Here is a 25,482-nt window from a genome sequence, read left to right as displayed (position 1 = left end):
CCTCCTTCCAAGGAACCATGAGCCCCCCGCGGGGGGCGGGCCGGGCGAAGCGCGGACCGGGGGCGGTCATACGGCCAGCCACTGCGCCAGCAGCTGCGGGTCGGATTCCAGCTGCTGCGGGCTGCCGTCGAAGACGATGCGCCCGTGCCCCATCACGCACACGCGCTGCGACACCTTCATCGCGATGGCCAGCTTCTGCTCGACCAGCACCACCGAGACGCCCTGGCGGTGCATGTCCTCGATGCACTCGCCGACCTGGGCGACGATCTTGGGCGCCAGGCCCTCGGTGGGCTCGTCGATCAGGATGACGCGCGGGTTGCCCAGCAGCGAGCGGCAGATGGTGAGCATCTGCTGCTCGCCGCCGGACAGGCTGCCGGCCTTGGTGTGGCGGCGCTCCTTCAGGCGCGGGAAGTAGTCGAACATCTGCTGCACCGTCCAGCGCGGCGCGCCGGGCACCGGCGGCTGCTCGCCCATGCGCAGGTTCTCGTCGACGGTGAGGTTGGCGAAGACCTCGCGCTCCTCGGGCACGTAGGACAGGCCCGAGCGGCAGATGGCGTGCGGCCGCAGGCCGGCCAGCGACCGCCCGGCCAGCGCGATGCGCCCGCCGCTGGGCGGCAGCAGCCCCATCAGCGCCTTCAGCGTGGTCGAGCGGCCCGAGCCGTTGCGCCCGAGCAGGCTCAAGACCTCGCGCTCGCCGACGCTGAAGCTCACGCCGCGCAGGATGTGGCTCTTGCCGTAATGCGCGTGCAGGTCTACGACCTCCAGCAATGACGACCCCTCGTCCGGCGGGTACGCCGGCCGATCCCCCGAGGGGATGCGGGCCGGCTTGGGAGCGGCCCGGCGCTCGGCCCGCTCGCCTTGGCTCGCGGTGTTACTCATGCCGCCGCCTCCTCGCCCAGGTAGGCCTCGCGCACGGCGGGGTCGGCGCGCACCTCGGCCGGCGTGCCGGTGGCGATGACCTGGCCGTAGACCAGCACGCTGATGCGGTCGGCCAGCGCGAAGACCACGTCCATGTCGTGCTCCACGATGAGCAGCGCGCGCCCGGCCGTCACCTCGCGGATGAGCGCCAGCGTGTAGTCGGTCTCCTCGGCCGACATGCCGGCCATCGGCTCGTCGAGCAGGATCACCTGGGGGTCGCTGGCCAGCGTCATCGCCAGCTCCAGCGAGCGCTGGCCGGAGTAGCTCAGCTCGCCGGCCAGGGCGTCGGCGTGGGCCTGCAGGCGCACGCGCTCCATCAGCCGCTCGGCCGCCTCGCGCACCGGGCGCAGGCCGTCCAGCCGGCGCCAGAAGCTGTACTGCAGCCCGGCGCGCTGCATCACCGCGATGCGGATGTTCTCGAACACCGTCAGGCGGGGAAAGATGTTGGTGATCTGGAACGAGCGCGCCAGCCCCAGCCGGTTGATGCGCTGCGGCGAGCGGCCGTCGATGCGCTGGCCGTCGAACAGCACCTCGCCGGCGCTGGGCCGCAGCTGCCCCGAGACCAGGTGGAACAGCGTCGACTTGCCCGCGCCGTTGGGGCCGATGAGCGCGCGCCGCTCGCCGGCGGCCAGGTCGAGGTCGATGCCGCGGATGATCTCGGTGGCGCCGAAGGACTTGCGCAGGCCGCGCACGGTGAGGATGGGATCGGTCACGACAGCACCTCCTTGCCTGGCGTGACCGCGGGCGCGGCGGGCTTTGGCTCGCGCAGCGTCCCCAGCGCCGCGGTGCGCCCGCGCGCGGCCCAGGCCACCGCCGCCCCGGCGCCCAGCAGCAGCAGCGGCACGCCCCAGGTCGCCACCGCTGCCGGCGGCCAGGGCCGGCCGAACAGCACGATCGGCGGCGCCGCCCCGGCCATGCGCGCCAGCGAGCGGTAGTCCTGCGAGAACAGCCGCTGCAGCAGCTCCACCGTGAACACCACGCCCGCGGCCAGCAGCAGCGCGGCCAGCGCCCACAGCAGCGCCGAGGGCAGCACCGCGGCCAAGCCGTGGCGCTGCACGCCGCGCGCCGCGCCGCTGACCAGCCCGGTCAGCCCCGCGGGCATGAACATCATCACCAGCACGAACAGCACGCCCTGGTAGAGCAGCCACGACTGCGTGGCGTCCGACACCGCGTAGCCGAAGAAGGTCATGATCGCCGCGCCCAGCGCCGGCCCCAGGAAGCTGCCGACGCCGCCGATGTAGCTGTTGAGCACCACCGAGGCCGACACGTGGGCGTCGAACACCACGTAGTTCACCGCCTCCTGGTTGACCACCTGCAGCGCGCCGGCCACGCCGGAGAACATCGCCGAGATGGCGAAGGCCGACACGCCCAGCCCGTGCACGTCGTAGCCGAGGAACCTCAGCCGGTGCGCGTTCTCGCGCAGCGCCAGCGTCAGCCGCCCCATCGGCGTCAGCGCATGCCAGTACAGCGCCGCCAGCGACACCAGCACCCAGGCCAGCGTCAGGTAGTAGACCTCGGTGGTCGAGCCGAAGGTGAAGCCCCAGGCCGGCATGCGCATGCTGCTGATGCCCGACTCGCCGCCGAACCAGCCCTTGAGCTGCGGCGCCAGCGCGTGCAGCAGCTCGGCGATCGCCAGCGTGATCATGGCGAAGGTGGTGCCGCTGCGCTGGGTGGCGAACCAGCCCGCCACCAGCCCCACGCCCAGGCCGACCACCGCGCCCACCAGCGGCAGCAGCGGCGTGGGCAGCAGGCCGGCACCGCCGAGGGCGTTCATCGCGTGCACGGTGGCGAAGGCGCCGGCGCCGAAGTAGGCGGCATGGCCGAAGGACAGCATGCCGGCACGCCCGCTGAGCAGGCTGTAGGCACAGGCGAACAGCGCCGCGATCAGCATCTGGATGCTGGCGTTGAGCAGCCCCGCGGGCAGCAGCGCGGGCAGCGCCGCCAGCACCGCGACACCGCCGGCGGTCCACAGCAGGAGGGGTTTCATCGCGTCAGGCCTTCTCGCCCATCAGCCCCGAAGGGCGCACCAGCAGCACCAGCAGCATCAGCGCGAAGGGCAGCGTGGCCGCCAGGCTGGACAGCTTCAGCGTCAGCAGCCCGCCCACGCCCTCGGCCCAGTCGTGCGCGCCCAGCGGCCGCAACAGGTCGGCCAGGCTGGCGTCCACCGACACCGCCAGCGACGTCATGACGCCGATCAGCAGCGAGGCCAGCATCGCCCCGCCGAGTGAGCCCAGCCCGCCGACGACCACGATGACGAAGACCATGACGCCGATCTCCAGCGCCATGTTGGGGCTGGTGGTGTAGAAGGCGCCGGCCACCGCCCCGGCCAGCCCGGCGAGTGCCGCGCCGACGCCGAACACCGCCATGAACACCCGCTGCACGTTGTGGCCCAGCGCCTCGGCCATGCGCGGGCGGTAGATGGCCGAGCGCACCACGATGCCGACCCGGGTGCGCGTCAGCAGCAGGTAGACGAGGGCGAACATGACGATCGCCACGCCGCCCATCAGCAGCCGGTAGGCCGGGTACTGCTGACCGCCCAGCGTGAAGGCCGCGACGTCCATCGCCTTGGGGATGCGGTAGTCGACCGGGTAGTTGCCGAAGACCAGCTTGATGGCCTCGGCGATGATGAACGACAGGCCGAAGGTGAGCAGCAGCTCGTGCGCGTGGCCGTGGCGGTGCACCCGGCGCAGGAACCAGCGCTCCACCGCCACGCCGACGGCGCCGGCCAGCACCGTGGCCAGCACCACCGCCGCGGCGAAGCCCACCAGCCCCTGCAGCGTGTAGGCGAAGTACGCGCCCAGCATGTAGAACGAGGCGTGCGCGAAGTTGAGCACGCCCATCATCCCGAAGATGAGCGTCAGCCCGGCCGACACCATGAACAGCAGCAGGCCGTAGACGACCCCGTTGAGCAGCGAGAAGACCAGCGTGTCCATCGTCGCGGCAGCGGGGTCAGTTCGGGCGCTGCATCTTGCAGCTGGCCTGCGCCGGCACCGCCGCCTCCTCGGCGCTGAACACCTTCACCGGCTTGAAACCCATGTCGGTGTCGTCGACCTTGTACTTGGCGTCCTTGGCGACCATGGAGACGACCATGGGCATCTGAACCTGGTGGTCCGCCGCCCGCATGCTCATTTCGCCCATCGGGGTCTGGAGGCGCGTCGTCTCGAGGTTCCGGGCGAAGGCGTTGACCGGCAGTTGGCCGTTGCTCGGCGGCGGTGTCCGCTTCAGCGCCTCCATCACCATCAACATGCCGAAGGTGGCCTGCGGCTCGATGAACACCGGCGCCCGGCCCATCTTGGCGCTGTAGTCCTTGACGAACCGCTCGCCCTCGGCACCGGCCGCCTCCGCGTTGAAGGTGTGCGCGACGAAGTGACCGACCGCCGTGTCGCCGGCGTTGGCGATGTTGCCCGGCTGGTCGAGGAAGACGGTGGCGAAGCGCGCCTTCAGCCCCGCGGCCTTGGACGCCTTCATCAGCAGCAGCAGGTCGTTCGACCAGTTGCCGGTGATCACGGTGTCGGCGCCGGAGCTGGCGATCTTCGCCACATAGGGTGCGAAGTCCTGGATCTTGTTGACGTCGTGCAGCGCCTTGTCGACCACCTGGTAGCCGCCGAGGCCGGCGGTGTCGACCGCCGCGCGCTCCATGTCCTGGCCCCAGGAGTAGTTCTGGTTGAAGGCATAGACCTTGGTGCCCAGCGCGCCGGTCTGCTTCATCGCCTGCACCAGCGACTTCACCCGCACCTGCGCGTTGCCGGCCATGCGGAAGTGGTGGAAGTGGCACTTCTCGCCGGTGAGCTCCAGCGCCTCGCCACCGACGTTGATGTAGACCAGCTCCTTGCCCGGGTTGCGCAGGTTGTGCTTGCGAACGTCCTCCGTGATCTGCCCGGCGATGGCGGACGAGGCGCCCTGCACGACGATGTGGACACCGTCGGCGATGGCCGCCCTGAGCTTGTCGGAGGCGCCGGCGGGCCCGCCCTGGTTGTCGTACTCCAGCAGCTGCACCGGCTCGCCGTTCCAACCCCCGGTGGCGTTGATGCGGTCCACGGTGTAGCGCACGGCCGCGCGGTAGGCGAGGCCGGTGGACGCCTGCGGACCCGACAGCGTGTCGACCAGCCCGATCTTGACCGGGGCGCCCTGGGCGGCGGCCGACAGCAGGCACACCGCGGGGAAGAAGCACAGCCGTGATACGTGGCGCATGGGAGGTCTCCTGTCGTGGGTTATCGGACGGTGATGCTATGAACCGACCCGCAGGAGGCACAGGTTCATCCCGGCTAACGGCAGGTTCGAAACGGACAGCTTCGATCATCGTTAACCCCGAGTGCCGAGGAGACGAGCCTTCAAGACCATCGCGCCCTGTACGGTCCTTGCGGGACAGAAGGAAGTGGTGGTTCGATGGTGTTCAAGCCCTGGCTCAACGACAAGATCTACGCGCCCTACAAGGTCAGCGCGCTCGTCGAGACGCTGCTCGGCCTCGGCGTGCCGGCGGTGGAGACACTCAAGGGCACCGGCCTGTCGGCCCAGGATCTGGAGGACGCGCAGACGCTCACCTCGGTGGGCCAGTACCTGACGGCCTGCCGCAACGCGGTGCGGCTGGTGCCCGACCCGATCACGCCGTTCCTGCTCGGCCGCAAGATGCACCTGTCGGCCTACGGCATGTACGGCTATGCGCTGATGTGCAGCGTGACCCTTCGCAACTTCTTCGACGACGGGGTCAAGTACCACCACCTCGCCACGCCCACGGTGGTGATCGAGTGGCGCGAAGAGGCCGGTGCCGCCATCTGGAGCTTCCCGCGGTTGACGTCGCCGGAGCTCAGCGCCGACCTGCACCGCTTCCTCATCGAACTGCAGCTGATGCTGCACGCGGTGCACCTGAAGGACGTGGCCGGGCCCGCCTGCACGCCGCTGAAGGCCACGTTGTCGTACCCGCAGCCGCCCCATGCCGACCACTACGCCCGGTTCCTGGAGTGCCCGGTGAGCTTCAACGCGCCGGCGTGCGAGCTGCACTTCGACGCCGCCATCCTCGACAAGCCGACGCAGCTGGCGCACAAGCTCACCTCCACGCTGATGCAGGCCACCTGCGAGCGGCTCATCGGGCAGGCCAAGATCTCGGCGGGCGCCTCGGGCGAGGTCTACCAGATCCTGATGGCCACGCCCGGCCGGCTGCCGGCGCTCGGCGAGGTGGCGGCGATGGTGCACATGCACGAGCGCACGCTGCGGCGCAAGCTGGAGAGCGAGGGCACCTCCTTCGGCGAGATCGTCGACGACGTCCGGGCCTCGCTCGCCATCGAGTACCTGCGCACCACCAAGATGAAGACCGACGACATCGCCGCGCTGGTGGGCTTCAGCGACGCCGCCAACTTCCGCCGCGCGTTCAAGCGCTGGACCGGCAAGGCGCCCAGCGACTTCAAGCGCTGAACACCGCCGAGCCAGGGGTCAGTTGACGCAGGCGAAGGAGGCCGCGGCGTTGACGTCGCCGCTTCCCTTGTACTGAGGCCACTTCGGGTACTCGCACATCGGTCGGGTGCGGCCCGGCACGCCGACCGTGTCACGGGTGATCTGCTCGCCCGGCACCGTCGCCTTCTCGACCCAGTTCTCCAGGGTCGTCAGCGAGTCCCAGGTGGCGTTGAACACGCTGCTGGCGGCGTGGTTGTAGCCGGGAACCTCGTAATAGCGGGCGAAGCCGCGCAGCCCTTGCAGGCCCATCTGGCTGACCAGCGTGTTGTAGTAGGCCCGCGTCGACCGGCTGCTGACCAGCACGTCGTTCAGGCCATGGGCCATCAGCAGGCGGCCACCGCGTGCCGCAAAGCCGGAGAGGTCGGTCTTCGCGTCCAGCGTGGTGCTCAGGAAGCTGATCCGCGACGCCCAGGCGCCGGGGTTCTCGGGGTCCAGCGACAGCGAGTTGTAGCCCGGGTCGCGGGTCACGTGGTACTTGATCCACTGGTCGGTGTAGATGCTGATGTACGGCGCGTCGGCCGGCATCGGAAGCACCGGCGCCGAGCGGTTGAAGGCGAGGAAGTTGACCGTCGGCTGCACGGGCGTGTTCCAGGTGTAGATGCCGGTGTCCGCGCCCCAGATGTTGTAGCCGGGATGCTGAGTCTCGCCGCTGGCGAGGTAGTTCAGGTTGGTCGGCGTGTTGATCACCTTCATCGCGGTGATCTGGGCGTCCGACAGGCAGGTGTCGCCCGTGTCCGCACCGCCCGGGCAGCGCAGGGGCGCCCCATCGACCAGCGCCGTCGACGGGTCGAAGACGGCGTTGCAGCGATCCTGGTGGCCGATGATGCCGTCGCTGACGCCGTCGAAGGCGTCGCAGGTCTGCACCGCGGACTTGAACAGCGCCTCGCGCTTGGCCGCGTTCGGGTAGGCGCCAGGCTGCGCCAGGGCCCGGCTCATCCGGTGGCCCCCGAGGATGCTGACCATGCCGGCGCGCGCGGGATACCACGCGATGGCGCCGTCCCAGTCGGCCGGCCACCGCTGGATGGCGGTGAGCGCCTCGCGCCCACCGGTCGATCCACCCGAGAAGTACGAGCGCACCGGTTTCTGCCCGTACCGCGCCTGGATGAGCAGCATGGCGACGTCGCGCGTCTTCTTCAGCGCGTCGCCCGAGTTGTAGTTGTGCAGCGCCTCGTCGTTCAAGCCGAACGAGGCGTCGAGGCTGGCCAACGGACCCGCCTGGTGACCGGAGTCGCTGCCGAAGACGGCGTAGCCGCGCCCGATCGGCAGCGGCTGGTCCGTCGGCCCGGCCGACACGTTGCCGACCACGTTCGGCACCGTGCCGTCCAGGCCACCGCCGCCCAGCATCAGCGCCTTCTGGTTCCACACGGTCGGCAGCGCCAGGTTGAACCGGATGCTGGGGGCGGTCGGGTCCACCGGCGCGATCTCGCCGGACACCAGGCAGTGCTCCGGCCGTGCGGCCGCCCCTGAACCGGAAGGCGCCACGGTGACCGCGGCGGTCACCCTGGCGCCGGTGGTGGGCAGGCCGATCTGGTCCGCCGGCACGGTGCGGCCCGCCATCTCGGCGCACGACAACGGCACGGCGACGACGGCCGACGGCGGGGCATCGTCGGAGCCGCCGCAGGCGGTGACGAGCAGGAGCAGCGAGATCAGAGAGGGCGTGGCGGGAGCCGTCCGATTGGGCATGGCGGAGTCATCTCCAATGTGGTGTGTTGGGTGTGCCGCCCGGCCACGGGGTGGTGTGGGGCGGCGGGCGGCTCGCATCATTCGGCCTCGTCGGGGATCACAGAAGGTCCGCACAGGACAGATCCGATCCATGCCGGACAGGCTCGGGAAAACCACCACGGTGGCGGTCGCATCGGCCCGTCCGCCGCCGACCTGGGATCAGCCGGATCGGACCTGTGCTCCATCGGCCACCGCGCCTAGCATGGCGCGCTCCGCCCATGAAGAAGGAACCATGCCGCTCGCCGATTCACTTCGCCCTCGACCCGGCCTTCGCGTGCTCGTGACGGCCGGCGCCAACGGCATCGGCCAGGCCATCTGCCGAGCGTTCCACGAGGTGGGCGCGAAGGTGCACGTCTGCGACATCGATCGGCGCGGGCTGGAGCGGCTGGCGTCGTCGCTCCACGGCGTCGAATACACCGTGGCCGATGCGGCGCTGCCCGCGGACGTGGACCGCGTGTTCGATGCGCTGGAAGGCTCGCTGGGCGGCCTCGACGTGCTGGTCAACAACGCGGGCGTAGCCGGGCCGACGGGTGCCATCGACACCATCGACCTGCAGGCATGGGAGCACACCATCGCCGTCAACCTGAACAGCCAGTACTACTTCGCGCGGCGCGCAGTGCCGCTGCTCAAGCGGTCCGAGGCCGATCCCGTCCTGCTGACGATGGGGTCGGTGGCCAGCCGTCTGGGCTATCCCTTGCGCTCGGCCTACGCGTCGAGCAAGTGGGCCATCGTCGGCCTGATGAAGTCGCTGGCCATCGAGCTGGGCTCGCACGGCGTGCGGGTCAACGCCATCCTGCCGGGGGCCGTGGAGGGGGCCCGCATGAACGCCGTCATCGCCGCACGAGCCGTGGCCCTCGGCATCGACGAGGAGGAGATGCGTGAGCGGTACGTCAGCCGCATCTCCCTGCGCCGGATGGTGAGCATCGACGACGTCGCGGCCATGGCCCTGTTCCTCTGCTCACCGGCCGCTCGCAACGTCTCGGGTCAGGCCATCAGCGTGGACGCGAACCTCGAGTACCTGTGAGCCGCGCTGGCGGCCCGTGCCTCAGCGCGACACCGTCGGCAAGACGACGGTGTCGCGCAGCGGCTCGCCGTTGATCCGCCGGCGGCAGTTCTCGACGACCCCGGCGGCGATGCGCTCGGCGGTGGCCCGGCTTCCACCGCCGGCGAAGTGAGGGGTCAGCAGCAGGCGGGGGCAACGCCAGAGGGGGTGCCCTTCGGGCAACGGCTCGGGGTCGGTCACGTCCAGCGCCGCGCCTCCCAGCCGCCCCGAGGTCAAGGCGGCCAGCAGCGCGTCCTGCTCGACCAGGCCGCCGCGCCCCACGTTGACCAGCAGCGCGTGGGGGCGGCAGGCCTCCAACACGCCGGCATCGATGATCCGCGTCGTCTGTGGTGTCAACGCGAGCGCGACCACCAGCACGTCGGCGTCGGCCGCCCTGTCACGCAGGCGTTCCAGCGGATGGACCGCGTGCAGGCTCGGATCGGGCTGCGGCCGCCGGGTCACGGCCTCCACCGTCATGCCGAAGGCGAGGGCGCGTGGGGCGAGGGCACGCCCGATGTGGCCCATGCCGACGATGAGCAACCGCGCGCCCTCGACGCTGCGGGCCTGTGCGGACAGGCTGCTGTCCCAGCGTCCGGTGTCCTGCGCTCGAACCGCCGCCGGGAGTTGGCGGCCGAGCGCCAGCACCAGCGCCATGGCGTGCTCGGCGACGGTGGCGGCATTGGCGCCGGCGGCGGCGCTCACCACGGTCCCCGGCGGCAGGCCGGCCGCCTCGAATCCTTCGCGTCCGGCGCTGATCAGGTGCAGCCAGCGCTGGCCACCGAGGCCGTGCAGCGCCGCGCTGATCTGCCGGGCCATCGGAAGCGGTGCGTCCGGCAGCACGAGACCATCGGCGCCGGGCAACTGGGCGATGAAGCTGTCCAGGGACTCCGCCACGGTCAACTGCACCCCGGGCAGGGCGGTCAGCCCCGCGATGATCTGCTCGCGGGCAAGGGGAAAGCGGGGCCAGTAAACGAGCCGCATGGTCAGGCTGCCTCCAGGTGTCGCGCTCGGCGATAGTGCGTATGCTGACACGCCTGCCGCCGGCGGGCGCTGGCCCGGCGTTCGATCGGTGCGCGGGACGACACGACAAGCAAGGAGACTTCATGACCTCGACCCGCCGCCGCGCCGCCTGGCTGGCGCTGCTCTGCGTCCCCTGGCTTGCGGCCGCGCCCGCCCAGGCACAGGAAAGCTACCCGTCCCGTCCCATCCGGTTGGTGCTGCCCTACGCCGTGGGTGGCAGTGCCGACACCCTGGCCCGCGCGCTGGCCGAGCAGATGCGCGCCAGCCTCGGCCAGCCGGTGGTGGTCGACAGCCGGCCGGGCGCCAACTCCATGCTCGGCGCGGAACTGGTGGCGCAGGCGCCGAAGGACGGCTACACGCTGCTGTACCTCGGCTGGCCGACCATCTCGACGAACCTGGTCACCTACAAGGACGTGCGCTACAGGCTGGAGGACTTCCAGCCCATCACCACGTTCTACCGCTCGCCGGTGTCCCTGACGGTGCGCAAGGACCTCCCGGTCAACAACCTCAAGGAGCTGGTCGAGCACGCCCGGCGCCAAGGCGGGCTCAACTTCGGCACGTCCGGCGCCGGCAGTTCGCCGCACCTGCTGATGGAGCGGCTCAAGCAGGCGACCGGCGTCGCCTTCCAGCACGTGCCGTACAAGGGCGAGGGCCCGGCGGTGCAGGACGTGCTGGGCGGCCACCTGCCGGTGTTCGCCGGCAGCATCGCCACACCGTTCCAGCATGTGCGCGCCGGCGCCCTCAAGGTCATCGCCACCTCGCTGCCCGATCGGCTGCCGGCCTTCCCCGAGGTTGGCACGTTCCGTGAGGCGGGGTTCGCCGAGCATGTGTTCACCTACTGGCACGGCATCGCGGCGCCGGCCGGCACGCCGCGGCCCGTGATCGACAAGGTGCATGCCGCGGTGGTCGCCGCCATGGCGTCGCCGGCCGTGCGCAACGTGCTCGGCCCCGACCAGATCCCGACCCTGCTCAGCCCCGAGGCCTTCACCGCGCTCATCCGCAGGGACATCGAGACCTGGGCTCCGGTGATCCGCGCCAACAACCTCGTCGAGTAGCGCCGTGCGCATCACCGATCTCACCCTGACGATGTTCACCGTCCCGGGCGTGCCGCCCACGCGCTATGCGGCCCACCTGGCCAACCTGTCCGGCACGTTGGAACTGGGACTGTTGACCCTGGACACCGATGAGGGCGTGCAAGGCCATGCGTTCCTCGGCTCGGCGATGAGGCCGGCGGGGCTGGACGCCGCAGCGCTGATGCAGGGGTTGAAGCCCCTGCTGATGGGCGAGGACCCGCTCGAGCGCGAGCGCCTGCACGAGCTGATGCGTCGCTGGTCTCGAACGTCCACGCTGCGTCCCATGGGGACGGTGGACGTGGCCCTCTGGGACATCGCGGGCAAGGTGGCCGGGCTGCCCATCCACCGCCTGCTCGGCGGGTACCGGCAGGCGCTGCCCGCCTACGCCAGCTCCCAGAAGCTGTCCGGCACCGACGCCTACGTCGAGCAGGCGCTGCACTTCAAGTCGCTGGGCTGGACCGCCTACAAGATCCACCCGGTGGGCGAGGCGTCACAGGACATCGCCATCTGCGAGGCCGTGCGGCGCGCGGTGGGCGACGGCTACACGCTGATGCTCGACGCCTCCTTCGCCTACCGATTCGACGAGGCCGTGCGCGTCGGCCGCGCCATCGAGCAGCTCGGCTTCAGGTGGTACGAGGATCCGCTGACGGAGAACGACGTCTACAACTGCCGCAAGCTGCGCGACAAGCTGGACATCCCGCTGATGGCCACCGAGCTGCCGATCGGCGGCCTGGACACCTATGCCGTGTGGCTCACCGAGCGCGCCACCGACTACCTGCGCGGCGACGTGCCGCTCAAGGGCGGCATCACGACGATGGTGAAGACGGCCCACCTGGCCGAGGCCTTCAACCTGCAGTACGAGGTGCACCATGGCGGAAACTCGCTGAACAACCTGGCCGGCCTGCACGTCGCCCTGGCCATCCGCAACACCGAGTTCTTCGAGGTGCTGCTGCCGGTGGAATCGCACCGCCATGGCCTTGTGCAGGACATCGAGGTCGACGCGAAGGGCCTGGTGCAGGCGCCGGCCCAGCCGGGACTCGGACTGGACATCGACTTCGACCTCGTTCGCCGGGGGACGAACGCGGTGTTGCGCTGACCGCCGCACCGCTGCGTCGGGCGCTGCCCTGCCGCCATACTTCGCGCAGTGGAAGACCTCGAGCAGATCCTGGCCCTGTTCGGTGCCGCGGTGGTGCTGGCGGCCCTTGCGCGCCGCGCCGGCGCGCCGTATCCGGTGTTCCTGGCGGTCGGCGGCGCGCTGCTCGCGCTGGTGCCTGGGGCGCCGAGCCTGGTCCTGCCGCCGGAGCTCGTGCTGGCGCTGTTCGTGGCCCCCCATCCTCGTCGACGCCGGCTACGACGCCTCGTTGCGCGATCTGCGCGACAACTGGGCGCCGCTGTTGAGCCTGACGGTGGTGGCGGTGGGCCTCACCACCGCGGCGGTGGCCGTCGTCGCACACGCCCTGGTGCCCGGCCTGCCCTGGGCCGCGGCCGTCGCGTTGGGCGCCGTCGTGGCACCGCCCGACGCCGTGGCCGCCACCGCCGTGCTGCGCCCGCTGCGCCCACCGCAGCGCATCCTCGGCATCCTGGAAGGCGAGAGCCTGCTCAACGACGCCACGGCGCTGCTGATCTACCGCCTGGCCGTGGGCGCCGTCGCCGCCGGCGGGTTCACCGTGCAGGAGGTGGCGCCGACCTTCCTGCTCGGCGTGCTGGGCAGCCTGGTGGCCGGGCCCGCGATGGGCTGGCTGGTGGAGCGGATGCTCGAACGCGTTCAGCACATTCCCACGGCCATCATCCTGCAGTTCGTGAGCACCTTCACCGTGTGGCTGTTGGCCGAGCACATCGGCCTGTCCGGGGTGCTGACGACCGTGTGCTTCGCGATGACCCTGGGGCGCCTCGCGCCGGCGCGGGTGCCGGGCCGCATCCGCATTCCGACCAACGCGGTGTGGGCCACGGTGGTCTTCGCGCTGAACATCTTCGCGTTCATCTTCATCGGCCTGCAGATCCGTCCGATCCTGGTGGAGCTGGCGCCGCAGGCGCGCGACCAGTACCTGCTCGTCGCCGTGGCGGTGCTGGCGACGGTCATCGTCGTGCGCGTGGCCTGGCACATGTCCTTCAACGCGGCCGTCCGCTGGCGCAACGAGCGGCACGGGTTCCATCCGCCGCGGCCGATGCTGCGTCCGACGGTGGGCAGCGGGTTGGTGATCTCGTGGGCCGGCATGCGCGGCATCGTGACGCTGGCGGCGGCGCTGGCCCTGCCGCCGGCCTTCCCCATGCGGGACCTGATCGTGTTGACCGCCTTCCTCGTCGTGCTGGGCACGCTGCTGATCCAGGGGCTGACGCTCAAGCCGCTGCTGCGCGCCCTCGACCTGCGGGACGGCGATCCGGTGGCGCGCGAGGAGGAGGCCGCCCGGCGGCACCTGCTGGACACCGCCCGGAGCCGTGTGCCGGAAGGGTCACCGGCCGCCGAGGCCGTGCGCAAGGCGCTGAAGATCCGGCTCGGCCGGCTGCAGCACGCCGACGGGCCCCATGCCGCGTTCGCCGCCGACTACGAGGTCAGCTACCGCGCCGCCGTGCAGGCGGCGCGGAGGCGCTGCTGTCGCTGCGCGATCGGGGCGAGATCGGCGACGACGCCTTCCACACGCTGGAGAACGAACTGGATTGGATGGAGGTGTCCGATCCGTTGCGCGCCGCCAATGCGGACGCCACGGAGTAGCACGGCGTCAGAAGACGTTCTCGAATCGCACCATGCCGAGCCCGGGCTCACGCACCACACCGCGCGGATCGCGTCCCGACTGGACGTCGTCGATGGCGGTGAAGAAGGTCCGCCGAAGCAGTGCCACGCCGGCGTCCGTGCCGCCGAGGTTCTCGAGGGAGCGGTCCGCCACCTCGCCCTGGCTGTAGCAGGCGAACTTGTCCTGCGCGTTCACCTTCGTCGCCGCGGTCAGCGGGTCCCGCTGGTCCAGCTCGTAGACGAAGGCCTCGAGCTGCTCCCGGCAGCGGGCGCGCTCGGCGTCGTCGATGTCCTCCGGCAGGGGCATGAAGTAGGTGTGGAAGGAGGCGGTCAGCGTGTCGGACACGGGCACGACCCAGAAGGCAAGCGCCAGCGGTCGCTTCATCGGCACGCCCAGCCGGACCCCGCCCGGCATGAGGAACTCCACCTCGCGCTCGTAGCCGGGCCGACCGGCGACCGTCTTCAGGCCCCAGCGTGTCGTTTCGACCCGCAGCGTCGGCATCGCGCGGAAGCGGTCCTGGTCGAAGTCGGTCTCGAGGTGCAGCACGGACACGTGGACCGGGTCGACCATGTTCTCCAGCACCTGGAAGTAGTTGCACGGCCAAGTGCCGAGGGCGTTGATGCGCAGCCCGTCCTGCCGGGCGAGCACATCCCAGTCCGGCAGCTCGGGCGCATCGCCCGGGCCCATGTAGGCCCAGACAAAGCCGTGTCGCTCCATCACCGGGTAGGCCTTGATGCGGATGCGCTGCGAGAAGTCTCGCCCAGGCGCTTCCCCCGGCTGTTGACGGCACTGGCCGGTGCGGTCGTACAGCCAGCCGTGGTACGGGCAGCGCACGCCGTCGTCGTCCACGCGGCCGCTGGTCTTGAGGTGCTCGTCGCCGGCCGACAGCGAGGTGCCCCGGTGGGCGCACCGGTCGTCCACGAGCCCGAGCTGGCCGCTGCGGTCGCGGAACAGCGCGAGTCGCTCGCCGAGCACTTGGACGGGCATCGGATTGCGCCGGGCGAGTTGTTCCGGCATCGCGATGGGCAGCCAGTAGCTTCGGAACACCCGTCCGGCCGGCGAGCCGGGCATGGCGTCGGTGAGCAGTCGGTTCTTGTCCGGGGTCAGCATGGCTAGGCGGTTGCCTTGAGGTTGTAGCGGTCGACGATGGCTTTGAGCTGAGGCAGCACCTCCACGACGTAGCGCCGGTACTCCTCGCCGCTCATGTACAGCGGCTCCTGCGCAAGACTCGCCAGCAGCTGCACGAAGTCCGGCGACTCCATCGACGCCTTGAACGCATCGTGCAGGGTTCGCACCACGGTCGGCTCCATGCCCGCCGGGCCGACGATGCCCCAGGGGGAGTGGTCCGACGCGTCGATGCCCGACTCGATCAGCGTGGGCACCTGGGGGTACTTGCGCAGCCGGCGCCGCCCCACCACCGCCAGGAGCCTGAGCCGCCCGGCGTCCACGTGCGGCACCCATCCGGTGCTCTCGATGGCGGCCGTCACGTGACCGCCGAGCAACTGCTGCATGCTTTCGGCTGTTCCCTTGAACGGCACGACCGTCCAGTCGATCTTGCGTTGGGCGGCGATCTGGTCGCCTACCAGGTGCCCCGGCGATGCCTTACCAGGGACGGCCAGCGATACCGTGTTTGGTTGACGGCGGGCATGCTCGATGAAGTCCTCGACCGTGCGCCATGGCGCGTCGGCTCGGACGACGATGCCAAACGGGTTGTCCGACACGCCCAGGAGGTAGGTGAAGTCCTTGACCGGGTCGTACGGCGTCGGCGCGATGAAGGGCTGTCGCAGGACGGCGTTGTGGGACTGCGACAGCGTGTAGCCGTCGGCCCGCACCTTCATCAATGCCGCCGCGCCGAACGACCCGGCCGCGCCGGGGCGGTTCTCGACGAGCACGGGCTGGCCCAGGAGGCCTCCCGCGATGCGTGCCAGGCCGCGCAGCTGGGCGTCGGCCCCGCCACCGGCGGGCCAGGGGCAGTACAGCGTGATCGGCGCGCTCGGGAAGCGGGGCTGTGCGAGCAGGTGAGGGCCGGCCAGGGTGGCCCCAGCCCCGGCCAGGAGGTGCCGTCTCGTCAACATGGAGGTTCCTTGCGAGGGTGGGGAGTTGAAGCGCCTCGGCTAAGGCATGCCGTGGGCAAGCGCGGGCCAAAGCGCTCGAAGCTGCGCCGGGCTCTTCAGCGCACGCCTCAACGTGCGTCGACCGATGCGCGCGTGCTCCTCGGCGATGGCCTGGGCCCGCGTGCCTTCGCGCCCTTCGATTGCTTCGACGAGTGCCTGGTGCTGCGAATGAGACGTGCGCAGCCAGAAGAGCTGGTCCGGCGCGCTGGCGTCGACAGGCAGCATCGCGCTCGGTCCGGCGAAGGGCAGGCGGTTGTTGTTCTCGATCGCCCGGCGCAGCGCTTCGCTGCCACTGGCCTGCACGATGAGCGCATGGAACGCCTCGTTCAGCGCCGCGTACGCGCGCTGATGCTCGGGCGCTGGCGGTTCGGAAGACAACAACCCGAGGCCATCGCGCAGCAAGCCCCGCATCTTGAGCAGTGCCGTGCTCTCGACGCCCCTCTCCGCGGCCAATCGCGCGGCAAGGCCCTCGAGGCTGCCGCGAAGCGTCATCGCGTCCTCCACGTCCTGCGGCGTGAAGGACCGGGCCACGAAGCCGCCGGTGGGACCGGTGTCCACCAGACCGGTGTGCTCCAGCTCCATGAGAGCCCATCGGATCGGGGTACGCGACATGCCGAGCCGCTCCGCCAACCGGACCTCGCTGAGCCGGTCTCCGGGCGCCAACTCCCCGCGCAAGAGCAGATCACGAAGCTCGATGTAGGCCCGTTGTTCGTGCGGGATGGCGGCGTCCATTGGGACAGTCTGTATGCAGCCTGCCGCAACGAATATGGTGTTAACCCTCTTTCCTGGGCCTACGCATCGTTGCGCAGGCCATCGGCTGCATGCAGCGCTTCAGGTGCTCGGGCCGGCTTGTCGCAGTGCGACGGCCTCGATCTCCAACGCGCAGCCGTAGTGCAGCGCCGGCACCGGCACCACGGCGCGGGCCGGCCGGGCCGGGCCGGCCCAGGCCTCGTAGAGCTGGTTGAACGCCGGCCACTGGCCGAGATCGACCAGGTAGACCCGGACCTGCAGCAGCTGGCCGATGCCGCTCTGGGCGCCGGCCAGGGCCGCGGCGACGTTGGCCAAGACGCGTCGGGCCTGTACCTCGAACGCCGCTTCGTTGAGCACCGTGCCGTCCTCGGCGATCGGCAACTGGCCCGAGACGAACACCAGGCCGGCCCCGACCGCCGCATGGCTGTAGTGCCCCCTGGGGGCGCCATCCCGGCGGGCGAGAAGATGAGTTGCGGCGCGTTCATGCGGTCTCCTGTGGGTGGCCTTGGGCCGCGGTGCCCCGGACGCGGGGACCGCCGCGGCGGCTGGAAGCTGTCATGCCAAAGGCGCCACGACGGCGCCCGAAATGCCATGGCGGGCCAGGGCGCGGGCGACGAACCCGTCCGCCTTCATGTCCTCGAGGAACTGCCGCACCACCGCGACCGCGGCGTCGCTGCGGCTCGCCGGCAGGGCCATGGCCTGCTGGATGGTCATGAAGCAACCGGCGAGCAGGCGAAGGCCCGTGACCCGCCGGCAGTCCGCCTCCAACTGCTGGCGGACGCCCGCGACGACATGCGCGCCGGTGTCGAGAAACTCGTCCAGGGCCGCCGACGTCGTGGCGGTCCGCACCAGGGTCGCGTGGCGCAGCGTGCGCGTCAGGTGCAGGTCGTAGGCGGTGCCCTTGACCACGACCACCCGATGGCCGACCTGGTCCACCTCGTCGGCGCTGAGCAGCGCATCGGGCTGGCGCACCAGGTACGCGCCCTCGATCAGCACGTAGGGCGCCGTGAACGTCAGCTGCGCGGCCCGCGCAGGGTCGAGGGCGAAGAAGCCGATGTCGGCGTCCCCGGCCGCCACCGCTTCGACGGACCGCCCCGCGCCGTCGAAGGTGATCGGCTGCAGCGCCAGCCCCAGGCGCCCGGCGAGCGCCCGCGCGAGGTCGACGGACACCCCGCGGGGGTCGCCGCCCGCCTCGCCCGGCGAGGCCAGCACACGGTTGCTGAGGTTGATGGAGGCGCGCAGCACGCCCTTCGGCGCGATCTGCCGCACAAGGTCGGCGTCCATGTCGGTCCTCATTCGTTCGGCCGTCGCCCCGGCACTACAGTCCGCGCATGCGAAGAGCCTTGCCACCTCTCAGCGCGCTGCTGGCCTTCGAGGCCACGGCACGCCTTCAAAGCTTCACCCGGGCCGCCGGCGAGCTCAAGCTCACCCAGACGGCGGTGAGCCACCGCATCAAGGAGCTGGAGACCATCCTGTCGGTGCAGCTCTTCACGCGCAAGCAGAGCGCCACCCGCCTCACCGACGAGGGCCGCACCTACCTGGAGTGCATCCGGCCGGCCCTGGCCCAGATCGCGGCGGCCACCGAAAGCGTGTCCTCGGTACACGACAACCGCCTGACGATCGCGGCGCTGTTCGCCTTCTCCGCCAAGTGCCTGTCGCCGGCGCTGCACGAGTTCCGGCGCCAGCACCCGCACATCGAGCTGCGCCTCACGCCCCTGTCGCCGACGGACCGGCTGGAGCAGCGCGACTTCGACGTCGCCATCTGGCATGGCGCCGACGAGTGGCGCGACTTCGACGCGCAACGCATCGTCGACGAGGAGATCTTTCCCGTCTGCACGCCCGGGCTGCTGAGCGGCGGCCCGCCGCTGCGCACGCCGCAGGACCTGTGCCACTACCCCATCGTGCGGACCGTGTCGCCGATCATCACGGACGACTGGACGGTGTGGCTGGATCAGGCGGGTGCGCGCGTGGACCGGTTCGCCAGCGAGATCTATTGCGAGACGGTCTCCTTCTCGCTGAACTCGATCCTGGACGGGCTGGGCGTCGGCATCGGGCGCTCGGTGCTGGTCCACGACGACCTGGCCCGCGGCCGGCTCGTGGCGCCGTTCGCGCTGCGCTGCGCCTCCCCGGCCGCCTACCAGCTGCTCAGTCGGCCCGAGCGGTCGGCACTGCCCAAGGTGCAGCTGTTCAAGCGTTGGCTGCTGGCGCACTTTTCCAAGACCTCCGCACGCTGAGTCAATCGATGCGGATGCCGCCCTTGGTGACGACTTCCTTGTAGCGCGCCACGTCCCGGCGGATGCGGTCGGCGAACGCCGTCGAGGACATGCCGCCGACCTCCGCGCCGGCCTCGGCGAAGCGCTTGCGGACCTCCGGGTCCTGCAGCGTCCGGGCCACCTCGGCGTGCAGCTTGGCCAGCACCTCGGCGGGCACGCCCTTCGGCGCGAACAGGCCCACCCAGTTCGAGGCGTCCACGTTGCGCACGCCCGCCTCGTTGGCGGTGACCCAGCTGCCGTTGTACGCGGCGCGCCGGGCGGTGGTGAGGCCGAGCACCTTCACGCGGTTGGACTGCAGGTGGGGGGATGACGGCGGGCACCGCGACGACGCCCAGCTGGACCTCGCCCGACGCCACCGCCGCCACCGCCGGCGCGCCGCCCTTGTAGGGGATGTGCGTCAGCTTCGCGCCGGACTCGAGCGAGAACCACTCCCCCGCCAGGTGGTTCACGCTGCCGTTGCCGGGCGACGAGAAGGACAGCTTGCCGGGGTCCTTCTTGGCCGCCGCAATCAGTTCGGGGAGGGTGTTGTACGGCTCCTTCGCGTTGGCGACGATCAGCATCGGCGTGTCGCTGATCATGGTGATCGGCGCGAAGTCGCGGTCGAGGTCGTAGGTGATGTTGGGCATCAGCGCCGGGTTGACCGCGAACTCGCCGGTGTGGGCGGTCAGCAGCGTGTAGCCGTCCGGCGTGGCCTTGGCCGCCTGCGACACCGCGATCGTGCCCCCGGCGCCGGGCCGGTTGTCGACGACGAAGGTCCAGCCCAGCCGCTCGGTGAGCTTCTGCGTCAGCAGCCGGGCCGTGACGTCCACCACCCCGCCCGGCGCGAAGGGCACCAGCACCCGGATCGGCCGGTTGGGGTAGTCGTCCGCGGTGGCGGCCGCCACGAAGGCCGGTGCGGCCAGCCATGCCGTGCCGGCGATCAGGGCGATGCGCCGGCGGGGGATCGAAACGGTACTCATCGGTCGGCTCCTCGCGCTCTGTGATCCGGCCCGCCAAGGGGCAGGCGCGGCGATGCTGTGCGATGCGCCAGCGAGGGTCAAACGAGATATTTCTCTGCCTCACATCAATCCCGCTCATGCGTTGTTGGGTGCACCCCTGGGCGCCCCGGTGGACATGAGCAAACTTCATCGGCCACCTGCAAATTTCTCGTTGGACGGTGCGCGGCGGGCGACCGAAGAATCCGCGCCCTATGAACATGCATGGTGTCGCCACGGGACGGGTGCCTTCCGGCGACGGCGTTCCCATCGCCTACGAGGCGCGTGACCTGGGCCGTGGCCTGCCCGTGGTGGCGCTGGTGCATTCGCTGGCGATGAACCGCCGCTTCTGGGACCCCGTGGCCGAGCGCCTGGCCGGCCGTGCCGCGTTGCTGGCGATCGACGCCCGTGGCCATGGCGAGTCGGGGCGCGGCGATCCGCCCTACACCGTCCAGCGCATGGCGGACGACCTTCGCGACGTGATGGACCACCTGGGCGTCGAGCGGGCGGTGGTCGGTGGGGCCTCGATGGGCGGCTGCGTCGCCCTCGGGTTCGCCGGCACGCACCCCGGCCGCGCCAGCGGGCTGGCCCTGGTCGACACCACCGCCTGGTACGGCCCCGCGGCGCCGCGGGAGTGGGAAGACCGCGCGGCCAAGGCGCTGGCCCAGGGCCTGCCCTCGCTCGTGGACTTCCAGACCACGCGCTGGTTCAGCGACGGCTTCCGGGCCCGCGAGCCCGAGGTGGTCCGGGCGTGCATCGACGTCTTCGTGGCCAACGACCCGCAGGCCTACGTCGCCAGCTGCCGCATGCTGGGTGCCTTCGACGGCCGCCCGCTGATGGCCGGCCTGCGGCTGCCCACCCGGGTGCTGGTGGGGGGACGAGGACTACGCGGCGCCGGTGGCCATGGCGCAGGCGCTGCAGGAGGGCATCGCCGGGGCACGGCTGCAGGTCATCCCCGGGGCGCGCCACCTCACGCCGCTGGAGGTGCCCGACGTCGTCGCGGCGGCCGTGCTCGAACTGTGCGAGGAGGCCGGCCGATGACCCCGTTCGAATTCCTGCTGCCCTACTCGCTGGAGGAGGCGCTGTCGTGGCTGGACCCGGAGGACCCGGGTGTCCGACCGGTGAGCGGCGGCACCGGCGTGATGCTGATGATGAAGGCCGGCGTGCTGCGGCCCACCCGCCTGGTCAGCCTGCACCGCATCGGCCGGCAGCACGCGGCGGTGGCGGTGAACCGCGACGGCGAGCTGACGATCGGCGGCATGGCCCGCCTGGCCGACATCGAGCGCGAGCCGTCGGTGCGCGAACGCTGGCCGCTGATCGCCCACGCGCTGCGGGGCGTCGCCAACCCGAGGGTGCGTGCGGTCGCCACGCTCGGCGGCAACCTGGCCCACGGGGACCCGCACCTCGACATGCCGCCGGTGTTGTCGGCGCTGGGGGCCCGGGTGGTGCTGCGCGGGCCGCAAGGGGCGCGCATGGTGGACGTCGAGGACCTCTACACCGGCTACTACGAGACCGTGATCCGCCGTGACGAGCTGATCACCGAGGTGATCGTGCCGCCGCAGGCCGGCCCGGCGGCCTACCTGAAGATGACCACGCGCGCCGCGCACGACTGGCCGGCCCTGGGCCTGGCCGTCGTGCTGCGCATGGACGGCGACGCGGTGCGGCGCGCCACCGTCGTCGCCGCCGCCGCCACGGACCTGCCGACACGCCTGAGCGGTGCGGAGGCGGTCCTGCAGCAAGGGGGCCTGGCCGACACCGTGGTCCGCGCCGCGGCCGACGCCGCCGCCGCCGAGGCGAGGCTGGTGGGCGACGCCCACGGATCCGCCGCCTACAAGACCGAGCTGCTGAAGGTCGCGTTCCGCCGCGTCATCCAGACCGCCATGGCCCGCCACGGGAGCCGCGCATGAACGACACGTCCGTCTCCTCGCGCCAGGTGGGCCGCAGCGTGGACCGCATCGAGTCGCGCGACAAGGTGACCGGTGCCGCGCGGTACACCCACAACGTCGTGCTGCCGCGCATGCTGCACGCGAAGATCGTGCGCAGCGTGCACGCGCATGCGCGCATCCTGTCCATCGACACGCAGGCCGCCGCGGCCCTGCCCGGTGTCTTCGCGGTGGTCACCGCGCAGGACGTCCTGAAGGTCATCCCCGACCCGCACTTCGGGCCGGCCTTCCACGACCAGCCCATCCTGGCGATCGAGAAGGTGCGCCACATCGGCGAGCCGGTGGCGGTGGTGCTGGCCGCCGACCCGCACGTGGCCGAGGCGGCGGTGGGGCTGGTCGCGGTCGCGTACGAGGTGCTGCCGGCGGTCTTCGACGAGGTCGACGCCGCGGCCCGCAGCGACGTCCTGGTGCACGACGTGCTGCGTCCCGCCGGCACCTTCCCGGACCTGAAGCACCTGGCCGGCCGCAAGGGCACCAACGTCGCGCTGGACTACCGGCTTCGACACGGGGACGTCGAAGGCGCGTTCGCCCGCGCCCACCGGGTGTTCGACCACACCTTCCGCACGCAGCAGGTCATGCACGTGCCGCTGGAGCCGATGATCTCCATCGCCGAGCTGCAGGGCCCGCGCATCGTGGTCCACACCGCGTCGCAGAGCCCGTCGTTCGTGCGGCTGGAGATCGCCCGCCTGCTCGGCTGGCCGGAGAACCGGGTGCAGGTCCAGACCCGGCTCTTGGGCGGCGGCTTCGGCGCGAAGCTGTACATCAAGCTCGAGGCCCTGGCCGTCGCGTTGGCGCTGATCGCGCGGCGGCCGGTGCGCGTGGCGCTGACCATGGAGGAGCAGTTCTTCCACACCACCAAGCACGCGACGACCTTCCGCCTGCGCAGCGCGGTCGACGCCGGCGGGCGCATCACGGCCCGCCGCTGCGAGGTCTACTGGAACGGCGGCGCCTACGCCGACATCGGGCCGCGCGTCACCCAGAAGTCGGGCTTCACCGCCGCAGGGCCCTACGACATCGAGAACGTCGACATCGACTCGTACCAGGTCTACACCAACCTGCCGCCGGCCGGCGCCTTCCGCGGCTTCGGCATCACGCAGGTGGTCTGGGGGTACGAGTCGCAAGCGGACCTCATCGCGCGCGAGCTGGGCCTGGACCCGGTGGAGTTCCGGCGCATGAACCTGCTGGTCGATGGCCGGCCGCACGGCACCGGCACGGTGATGAAGGACGCGGCGCTGCGCCTGGTGCTCGACCGCGTCGCCGAGCGCTTGGGCTGGCAGCAACCGTTCGACCGCGGGAGCGGCACGCTGCGCCGGGGCCGCGGCATCGGCCTGGGCTTCAAGGCCATGGTCGCGCCGACGGCGTCGGTGGCGACGATCACCGCCGGTGGCGACGGCAGCTGCACGCTGCTGGTGAGCACGGTCGACATGGGGCAGGGCTCGGACACCGTGATGGCCATCGTGGCGGCCGAGGTGCTCGGGCTGCAGGCCGAGCAGATCCACGTGGTGCACCCGGACACCGACGTCACGCCCTACGACATGGCGACGCTGGGCTCGCGCTCGACCTTCTCGATGGGCAACGCGGTCAAGCTGGCGGCCGAGGACCTGCTGCGCCAGGCCCGTTCGCTGGCGGAGGAGGTGGGGCGGCCGTTCGAGGGCATGGCGTCGCTGCCCGCGCTGTTGAAGGCCCGCTTCGGCATGCAGGCCGGCACGGTCGTCGGCACGGGCAGCTTCGTGCCCTCGTACACCTCGCCGGACGGCAGCGGCCGCTCGGACGACATCACGCCCAACTGGATGATCGGCGGCAGCGGCATCGAGGTGGAGGTCGACACCGAGACCGGCCAGTTCCGGATCGTCCGCATGGAGAACGTGGTGGACTGCGGGACCGCGCTCAACCCCCGGGTGGTGGCCACGCAGATCTCGGGCGCGGCCATCATGCAGCTCGGCGCCACCTTCCTGGAGAACATGGCGTTCGACGCCGACGGGCAGCTGCAGAACGGCTCGCTGTCCGAGTACAAGATCCCCGGCATGCTGGACGTGCCGGCGCACCTCACCGCCGAGGCGGTGGCGTCGCAGCAGAACACGGGGCCGTTCGGCGCGAAGGGCCTCGGCGAGAGCGGCTGCTTCGGCGTCGCCTCGGCCATCGCCGAGGCCATCCACGATGCCGTCGGCGTGCGCGTCATGTCGCTGCCGATCACCCCCGAGGCGGTGTTCCGCGCGCTGCGGGCACAGCGCGGCGAACCGCTCGTCGACCGACCCGAAGGCACGATCACGCCATGAGCAGCACCAGCACCCTCATCCAGTTCCGACTCAACGGCGAGCCCGTCGCCCTGCAGGTCGAGGCGTACACCACCCTGGTCGAGGTCGTGCGCGGCTGCGGCCTGCACGGGGCGCGCGAAAGCTGCGGGCAGGGCCTGTGCGGCTGCTGCACCGTCGTCGTCGACGGCCAGGCCGTCACCGGCTGCATCCACCCCGCCATGCACGTGGACGGCTGCGACGTGGCCACGGTGGAGTCGCTGGAACAGGACGGCCAGCTGGACCCCGTGCAGCAGGCGTTCATCGATGCCGGCGCGTTCCAGTGCGGCTTCTGCACGCCCGGCTTCATCCTGATGTCGCGGCAGCTGCTGCGCGACAACCCCGACCCGTCGGAACACGAGATCCGGCACCACCTGGCCGGCAACCTGTGCCGGTGCGGCGCCTACCCGGAGATCGTGCGGGCGGTGACGCTGGCCGCCGAGCGCCTGCGGGCGCCGACGAAGACCTGAGCGACACGCACGACCATGGACATCCAAGGCGAAACCCTCCTCGCGGTGCCGCGCCCTGCCGTCTGGCAGGGGCTGAACGACCCCGCGGTGCTGCAACGCTGCCTTCCCGGCTGCGACACCTTCGAGGCCGACGGCCCCGACCGCTACCGCGTCGCGTTGCAGGCCACGGTGGGTCCCATCCGGGCCCGCTTCGCCGGCACGCTGCGGCTGCACGACATCCGGCCCGGCACCGGCTATTCGCTGACGTTCGACGGTTCGGGCGGCGTCGCGGGGTTCGGCAAGGGCAGCGCCCAGGTGACGCTGGAAGACGTCGGCGAGTCCACGCGGCTGCGCTACGTGTCGAAGGCCCAGGTCGGCGGCCGGCTGGCACAGGTGGGAGGCCGGCTCATCGACGGCGTCACGAAGCGCATGACCGATGACTTCTTCGCGCGCTTCGCGCGCGAGCTCGAAGGGCCGGGGCGAGCCGCCGGCGTGGCGGCGTCGGCAGCGGGCGCGGCCCACGCGACGTCCTCGGAGACGACGGCCACCGTCGCGCCGGCGCCGGTGCCCGTCCAGCCCTCCGACGGGCCGGCGCAGGGACCGGCAAGGCCCATGGCCGCCTCCGGCAACGCAGTCGCCGTCATCGCCGCCGCGGTCTCGGCCACCGCGGCGTCGGTGGCGGTGCTGGCGGCATTGCTGGCCTTCCAGTTCGGCCGCGGTTGACAAGGGGAACGCG

General features: G+C 71.3%; 21 protein-coding genes and 3 pseudogenes. 10 read left to right on the top strand and 14 right to left on the bottom strand.

What is annotated here, in order from left to right:
- Positions 1–66 precede the first annotated feature (66 nt).
- From LRS07_RS18840 to LRS07_RS18820, 5 genes are read right to left on the bottom strand one after another with little or no spacing between them, the layout of a single operon-like run.
- Entirely contained in the window at positions 67–879 is an 813-nt protein-coding gene (locus tag LRS07_RS18840) for an ABC transporter ATP-binding protein (protein WP_260499468.1), read from the bottom strand.
- A complete protein-coding gene (locus LRS07_RS18835; RefSeq protein WP_260499467.1) occupies positions 876–1,631 on the bottom strand; it encodes an ABC transporter ATP-binding protein in 756 nt (251 codons plus the stop codon). The genes LRS07_RS18840 and LRS07_RS18835 overlap by 4 nt, the downstream gene beginning before the upstream one ends.
- Positions 1,628–2,905: a branched-chain amino acid ABC transporter permease gene (locus LRS07_RS18830; protein ID WP_260499466.1), complete on the bottom strand. Its 1,278-nt coding sequence runs from the start codon at positions 2,903–2,905 to the stop codon at positions 1,628–1,630. The genes LRS07_RS18835 and LRS07_RS18830 overlap by 4 nt, the downstream gene beginning before the upstream one ends.
- Before the next feature lie 4 nt (positions 2,906–2,909).
- Positions 2,910–3,851 carry a branched-chain amino acid ABC transporter permease gene (locus LRS07_RS18825; RefSeq protein ID WP_260499465.1) on the bottom strand — a complete coding sequence of 314 codons (942 nt, stop codon included), beginning with the start codon at positions 3,849–3,851 and terminating at the stop codon, positions 2,910–2,912.
- A 16-nt stretch (positions 3,852–3,867) separates the two neighbouring features.
- Positions 3,868–5,109, bottom strand: coding sequence for a branched-chain amino acid ABC transporter substrate-binding protein (locus tag LRS07_RS18820; protein WP_260499464.1), 1,242 nt, complete (start codon positions 5,107–5,109; stop codon positions 3,868–3,870).
- A 195-nt stretch (positions 5,110–5,304) separates the two neighbouring features.
- On the opposite strand from LRS07_RS18820, the gene LRS07_RS18815 reads away from it, so the two are divergent.
- Positions 5,305–6,327 carry an AraC family transcriptional regulator gene (locus LRS07_RS18815; protein ID WP_260499460.1) on the top strand — a complete coding sequence of 341 codons (1,023 nt, stop codon included), beginning with the start codon at positions 5,305–5,307 and terminating at the stop codon, positions 6,325–6,327.
- An 18-nt stretch (positions 6,328–6,345) separates the two neighbouring features.
- Here LRS07_RS18815 and LRS07_RS18810 read toward each other — a convergent pair whose 3' ends face one another.
- Positions 6,346–8,049 (bottom strand): tannase/feruloyl esterase family alpha/beta hydrolase, encoded by a 1,704-nt coding sequence (locus LRS07_RS18810; protein WP_260499458.1) that lies wholly within the window; start codon positions 8,047–8,049, stop codon positions 6,346–6,348.
- 271 nt (positions 8,050–8,320) lie between these two features.
- On the opposite strand from LRS07_RS18810, the gene LRS07_RS18805 reads away from it, so the two are divergent.
- Positions 8,321–9,112, top strand: coding sequence for an SDR family oxidoreductase (locus LRS07_RS18805; RefSeq protein ID WP_260502169.1), 792 nt, complete (start codon positions 8,321–8,323; stop codon positions 9,110–9,112).
- A 21-nt stretch (positions 9,113–9,133) separates the two neighbouring features.
- On the opposite strand, the gene LRS07_RS18800 is transcribed toward LRS07_RS18805, so the two are convergent.
- On the bottom strand, positions 9,134–10,111 hold the full coding sequence (locus LRS07_RS18800) for an NAD(P)-dependent oxidoreductase (protein WP_260499456.1): 978 nt from the start codon (positions 10,109–10,111) through the stop codon (positions 9,134–9,136).
- A 122-nt stretch (positions 10,112–10,233) separates the two neighbouring features.
- Between LRS07_RS18800 and LRS07_RS18795 the strand changes: the two genes are divergently transcribed.
- From LRS07_RS18795 to LRS07_RS22350, 3 genes and pseudogenes are all read left to right on the top strand, one after another.
- Positions 10,234–11,205, top strand: a complete 972-nt coding sequence (locus LRS07_RS18795; RefSeq protein WP_260499454.1) for a Bug family tripartite tricarboxylate transporter substrate binding protein — start codon at positions 10,234–10,236, stop codon at positions 11,203–11,205.
- Positions 11,206–11,209: 4 nt separating this feature from the next.
- Positions 11,210–12,319 (top strand): enolase C-terminal domain-like protein, encoded by a 1,110-nt coding sequence (locus LRS07_RS18790; RefSeq protein WP_260499453.1) that lies wholly within the window; start codon positions 11,210–11,212, stop codon positions 12,317–12,319.
- A gap of 82 nt (positions 12,320–12,401) precedes the next feature.
- A pseudogene (locus LRS07_RS22350) lies at positions 12,402–13,517 on the top strand (cation:proton antiporter); the annotation flags it as partial.
- A 423-nt stretch (positions 13,518–13,940) separates the two neighbouring features.
- Here LRS07_RS22350 and LRS07_RS22345 read toward each other — a convergent pair.
- The 5 genes from LRS07_RS22345 to LRS07_RS18765 form a co-directional block, all read right to left on the bottom strand.
- Positions 13,941–14,939 carry a Rieske 2Fe-2S domain-containing protein gene (locus LRS07_RS22345; RefSeq protein ID WP_409450654.1) on the bottom strand — a complete coding sequence of 333 codons (999 nt, stop codon included), beginning with the start codon at positions 14,937–14,939 and terminating at the stop codon, positions 13,941–13,943.
- 125 nt (positions 14,940–15,064) lie between these two features.
- Complete coding sequence (locus LRS07_RS18780) at positions 15,065–16,027, bottom strand: Bug family tripartite tricarboxylate transporter substrate binding protein (RefSeq protein ID WP_260499450.1); 963 nt, start codon at positions 16,025–16,027, stop codon at positions 15,065–15,067.
- A gap of 39 nt (positions 16,028–16,066) precedes the next feature.
- Positions 16,067–16,798: a GntR family transcriptional regulator gene (locus tag LRS07_RS18775; protein ID WP_260499449.1), complete on the bottom strand. Its 732-nt coding sequence runs from the start codon at positions 16,796–16,798 to the stop codon at positions 16,067–16,069.
- 99 nt (positions 16,799–16,897) lie between these two features.
- The gene (locus LRS07_RS18770) at positions 16,898–17,215 is read right to left on the bottom strand and encodes a RidA family protein (RefSeq protein ID WP_409450563.1); all 318 of its coding nucleotides are present in this window, start codon (positions 17,213–17,215) and stop codon (positions 16,898–16,900) included.
- A gap of 156 nt (positions 17,216–17,371) precedes the next feature.
- Positions 17,372–18,166, bottom strand: a complete 795-nt coding sequence (locus LRS07_RS18765; RefSeq protein WP_312028325.1) for a transporter substrate-binding domain-containing protein — start codon at positions 18,164–18,166, stop codon at positions 17,372–17,374.
- Between LRS07_RS18765 and LRS07_RS18760 the strand changes: the two genes are divergently transcribed.
- Entirely contained in the window at positions 18,160–19,050 is an 891-nt protein-coding gene (locus tag LRS07_RS18760; RefSeq protein ID WP_260499448.1) for a LysR substrate-binding domain-containing protein, read from the top strand. The two genes, LRS07_RS18765 and LRS07_RS18760, sit on opposite strands and share 7 nt — an antisense overlap.
- A 1-nt stretch (position 19,051) precedes the next feature.
- Here LRS07_RS18760 and LRS07_RS18755 read toward each other — a convergent pair.
- Positions 19,052–19,393: pseudogene (locus LRS07_RS18755) on the bottom strand (Bug family tripartite tricarboxylate transporter substrate binding protein); the annotation flags it as partial.
- A 25-nt stretch (positions 19,394–19,418) separates the two neighbouring features.
- Positions 19,419–20,048 (bottom strand): annotated as a pseudogene (locus LRS07_RS22340) (Bug family tripartite tricarboxylate transporter substrate binding protein); the annotation flags it as partial.
- Positions 20,049–20,278: 230 nt separating this feature from the next.
- Here LRS07_RS22340 and LRS07_RS18750 point away from each other — a divergent pair.
- Genes LRS07_RS18750 through LRS07_RS18735 form a run of 4 tightly spaced genes read left to right on the top strand, consistent with a single transcriptional unit; the run spans position 20,279 to position 25,469 of the window.
- Complete coding sequence (locus tag LRS07_RS18750; RefSeq protein WP_260499447.1) at positions 20,279–21,970, top strand: alpha/beta fold hydrolase; 1,692 nt, start codon at positions 20,279–20,281, stop codon at positions 21,968–21,970.
- Positions 21,967–24,282 carry a xanthine dehydrogenase family protein molybdopterin-binding subunit gene (locus tag LRS07_RS18745; protein ID WP_260499446.1) on the top strand — a complete coding sequence of 772 codons (2,316 nt, stop codon included), beginning with the start codon at positions 21,967–21,969 and terminating at the stop codon, positions 24,280–24,282. The genes LRS07_RS18750 and LRS07_RS18745 overlap by 4 nt, the downstream gene beginning before the upstream one ends.
- Positions 24,279–24,767, top strand: coding sequence for a (2Fe-2S)-binding protein (locus tag LRS07_RS18740; RefSeq protein WP_260499445.1), 489 nt, complete (start codon positions 24,279–24,281; stop codon positions 24,765–24,767). The genes LRS07_RS18745 and LRS07_RS18740 overlap by 4 nt, the downstream gene beginning before the upstream one ends.
- A 15-nt stretch (positions 24,768–24,782) precedes the next feature.
- Positions 24,783–25,469: an SRPBCC family protein gene (locus tag LRS07_RS18735; RefSeq protein WP_260499444.1), complete on the top strand. Its 687-nt coding sequence runs from the start codon at positions 24,783–24,785 to the stop codon at positions 25,467–25,469.
- Positions 25,470–25,482: the final 13 nt, after the last annotated feature.

Origin of the sequence: Aquabacterium sp. J223, from assembly GCF_024666615.1 — a bacterium.
Taxonomy (GTDB): Bacteria; Pseudomonadota; Gammaproteobacteria; order Burkholderiales; family Burkholderiaceae_C; genus J223.
Note: the sequence above shows the minus strand (reverse complement) of the source record. Positions and strands in the feature narration are given on the sequence as shown.

Bases quoted from the DNA above. Each gene is read 5' to 3' on its own strand.
- LRS07_RS18840 (WP_260499468.1), bottom strand. From the start codon at position 879: ATGAGTAACACCGCGAGCCAAGGCGAGCGGGCCGAGCGCCGGGCCGCT.
- LRS07_RS18830 (WP_260499466.1), bottom strand. From the start codon at position 2,905: ATGAAACCCCTCCTGCTGTGGACCGCCGGCGGTGTCGCGGTGCTGGCG.
- LRS07_RS18825 (WP_260499465.1), bottom strand. From the start codon at position 3,851: ATGGACACGCTGGTCTTCTCGCTGCTCAACGGGGTCGTCTACGGCCTG.
- LRS07_RS18820 (WP_260499464.1), bottom strand. From the start codon at position 5,109: ATGCGCCACGTATCACGGCTGTGCTTCTTCCCCGCGGTGTGCCTGCTG.
- LRS07_RS18815 (WP_260499460.1), top strand. From the start codon at position 5,305: ATGGTGTTCAAGCCCTGGCTCAACGACAAGATCTACGCGCCCTACAAG.
- LRS07_RS18810 (WP_260499458.1), bottom strand. From the start codon at position 8,049: ATGCCCAATCGGACGGCTCCCGCCACGCCCTCTCTGATCTCGCTGCTC.
- LRS07_RS18805 (WP_260502169.1), top strand. From the start codon at position 8,321: ATGCCGCTCGCCGATTCACTTCGCCCTCGACCCGGCCTTCGCGTGCTC.
- LRS07_RS18800 (WP_260499456.1), bottom strand. From the start codon at position 10,111: ATGCGGCTCGTTTACTGGCCCCGCTTTCCCCTTGCCCGCGAGCAGATC.
- LRS07_RS18795 (WP_260499454.1), top strand. From the start codon at position 10,234: ATGACCTCGACCCGCCGCCGCGCCGCCTGGCTGGCGCTGCTCTGCGTC.
- LRS07_RS22345 (WP_409450654.1), bottom strand. From the start codon at position 14,939: ATGCCCGTCCAAGTGCTCGGCGAGCGACTCGCGCTGTTCCGCGACCGC.
- LRS07_RS18780 (WP_260499450.1), bottom strand. From the start codon at position 16,027: ATGTTGACGAGACGGCACCTCCTGGCCGGGGCTGGGGCCACCCTGGCC.
- LRS07_RS18775 (WP_260499449.1), bottom strand. From the start codon at position 16,798: ATGGACGCCGCCATCCCGCACGAACAACGGGCCTACATCGAGCTTCGT.
- LRS07_RS18750 (WP_260499447.1), top strand. From the start codon at position 20,279: ATGAACATGCATGGTGTCGCCACGGGACGGGTGCCTTCCGGCGACGGC.
- LRS07_RS18745 (WP_260499446.1), top strand. From the start codon at position 21,967: ATGAACGACACGTCCGTCTCCTCGCGCCAGGTGGGCCGCAGCGTGGAC.
- LRS07_RS18740 (WP_260499445.1), top strand. From the start codon at position 24,279: ATGAGCAGCACCAGCACCCTCATCCAGTTCCGACTCAACGGCGAGCCC.
- LRS07_RS18735 (WP_260499444.1), top strand. From the start codon at position 24,783: ATGGACATCCAAGGCGAAACCCTCCTCGCGGTGCCGCGCCCTGCCGTC.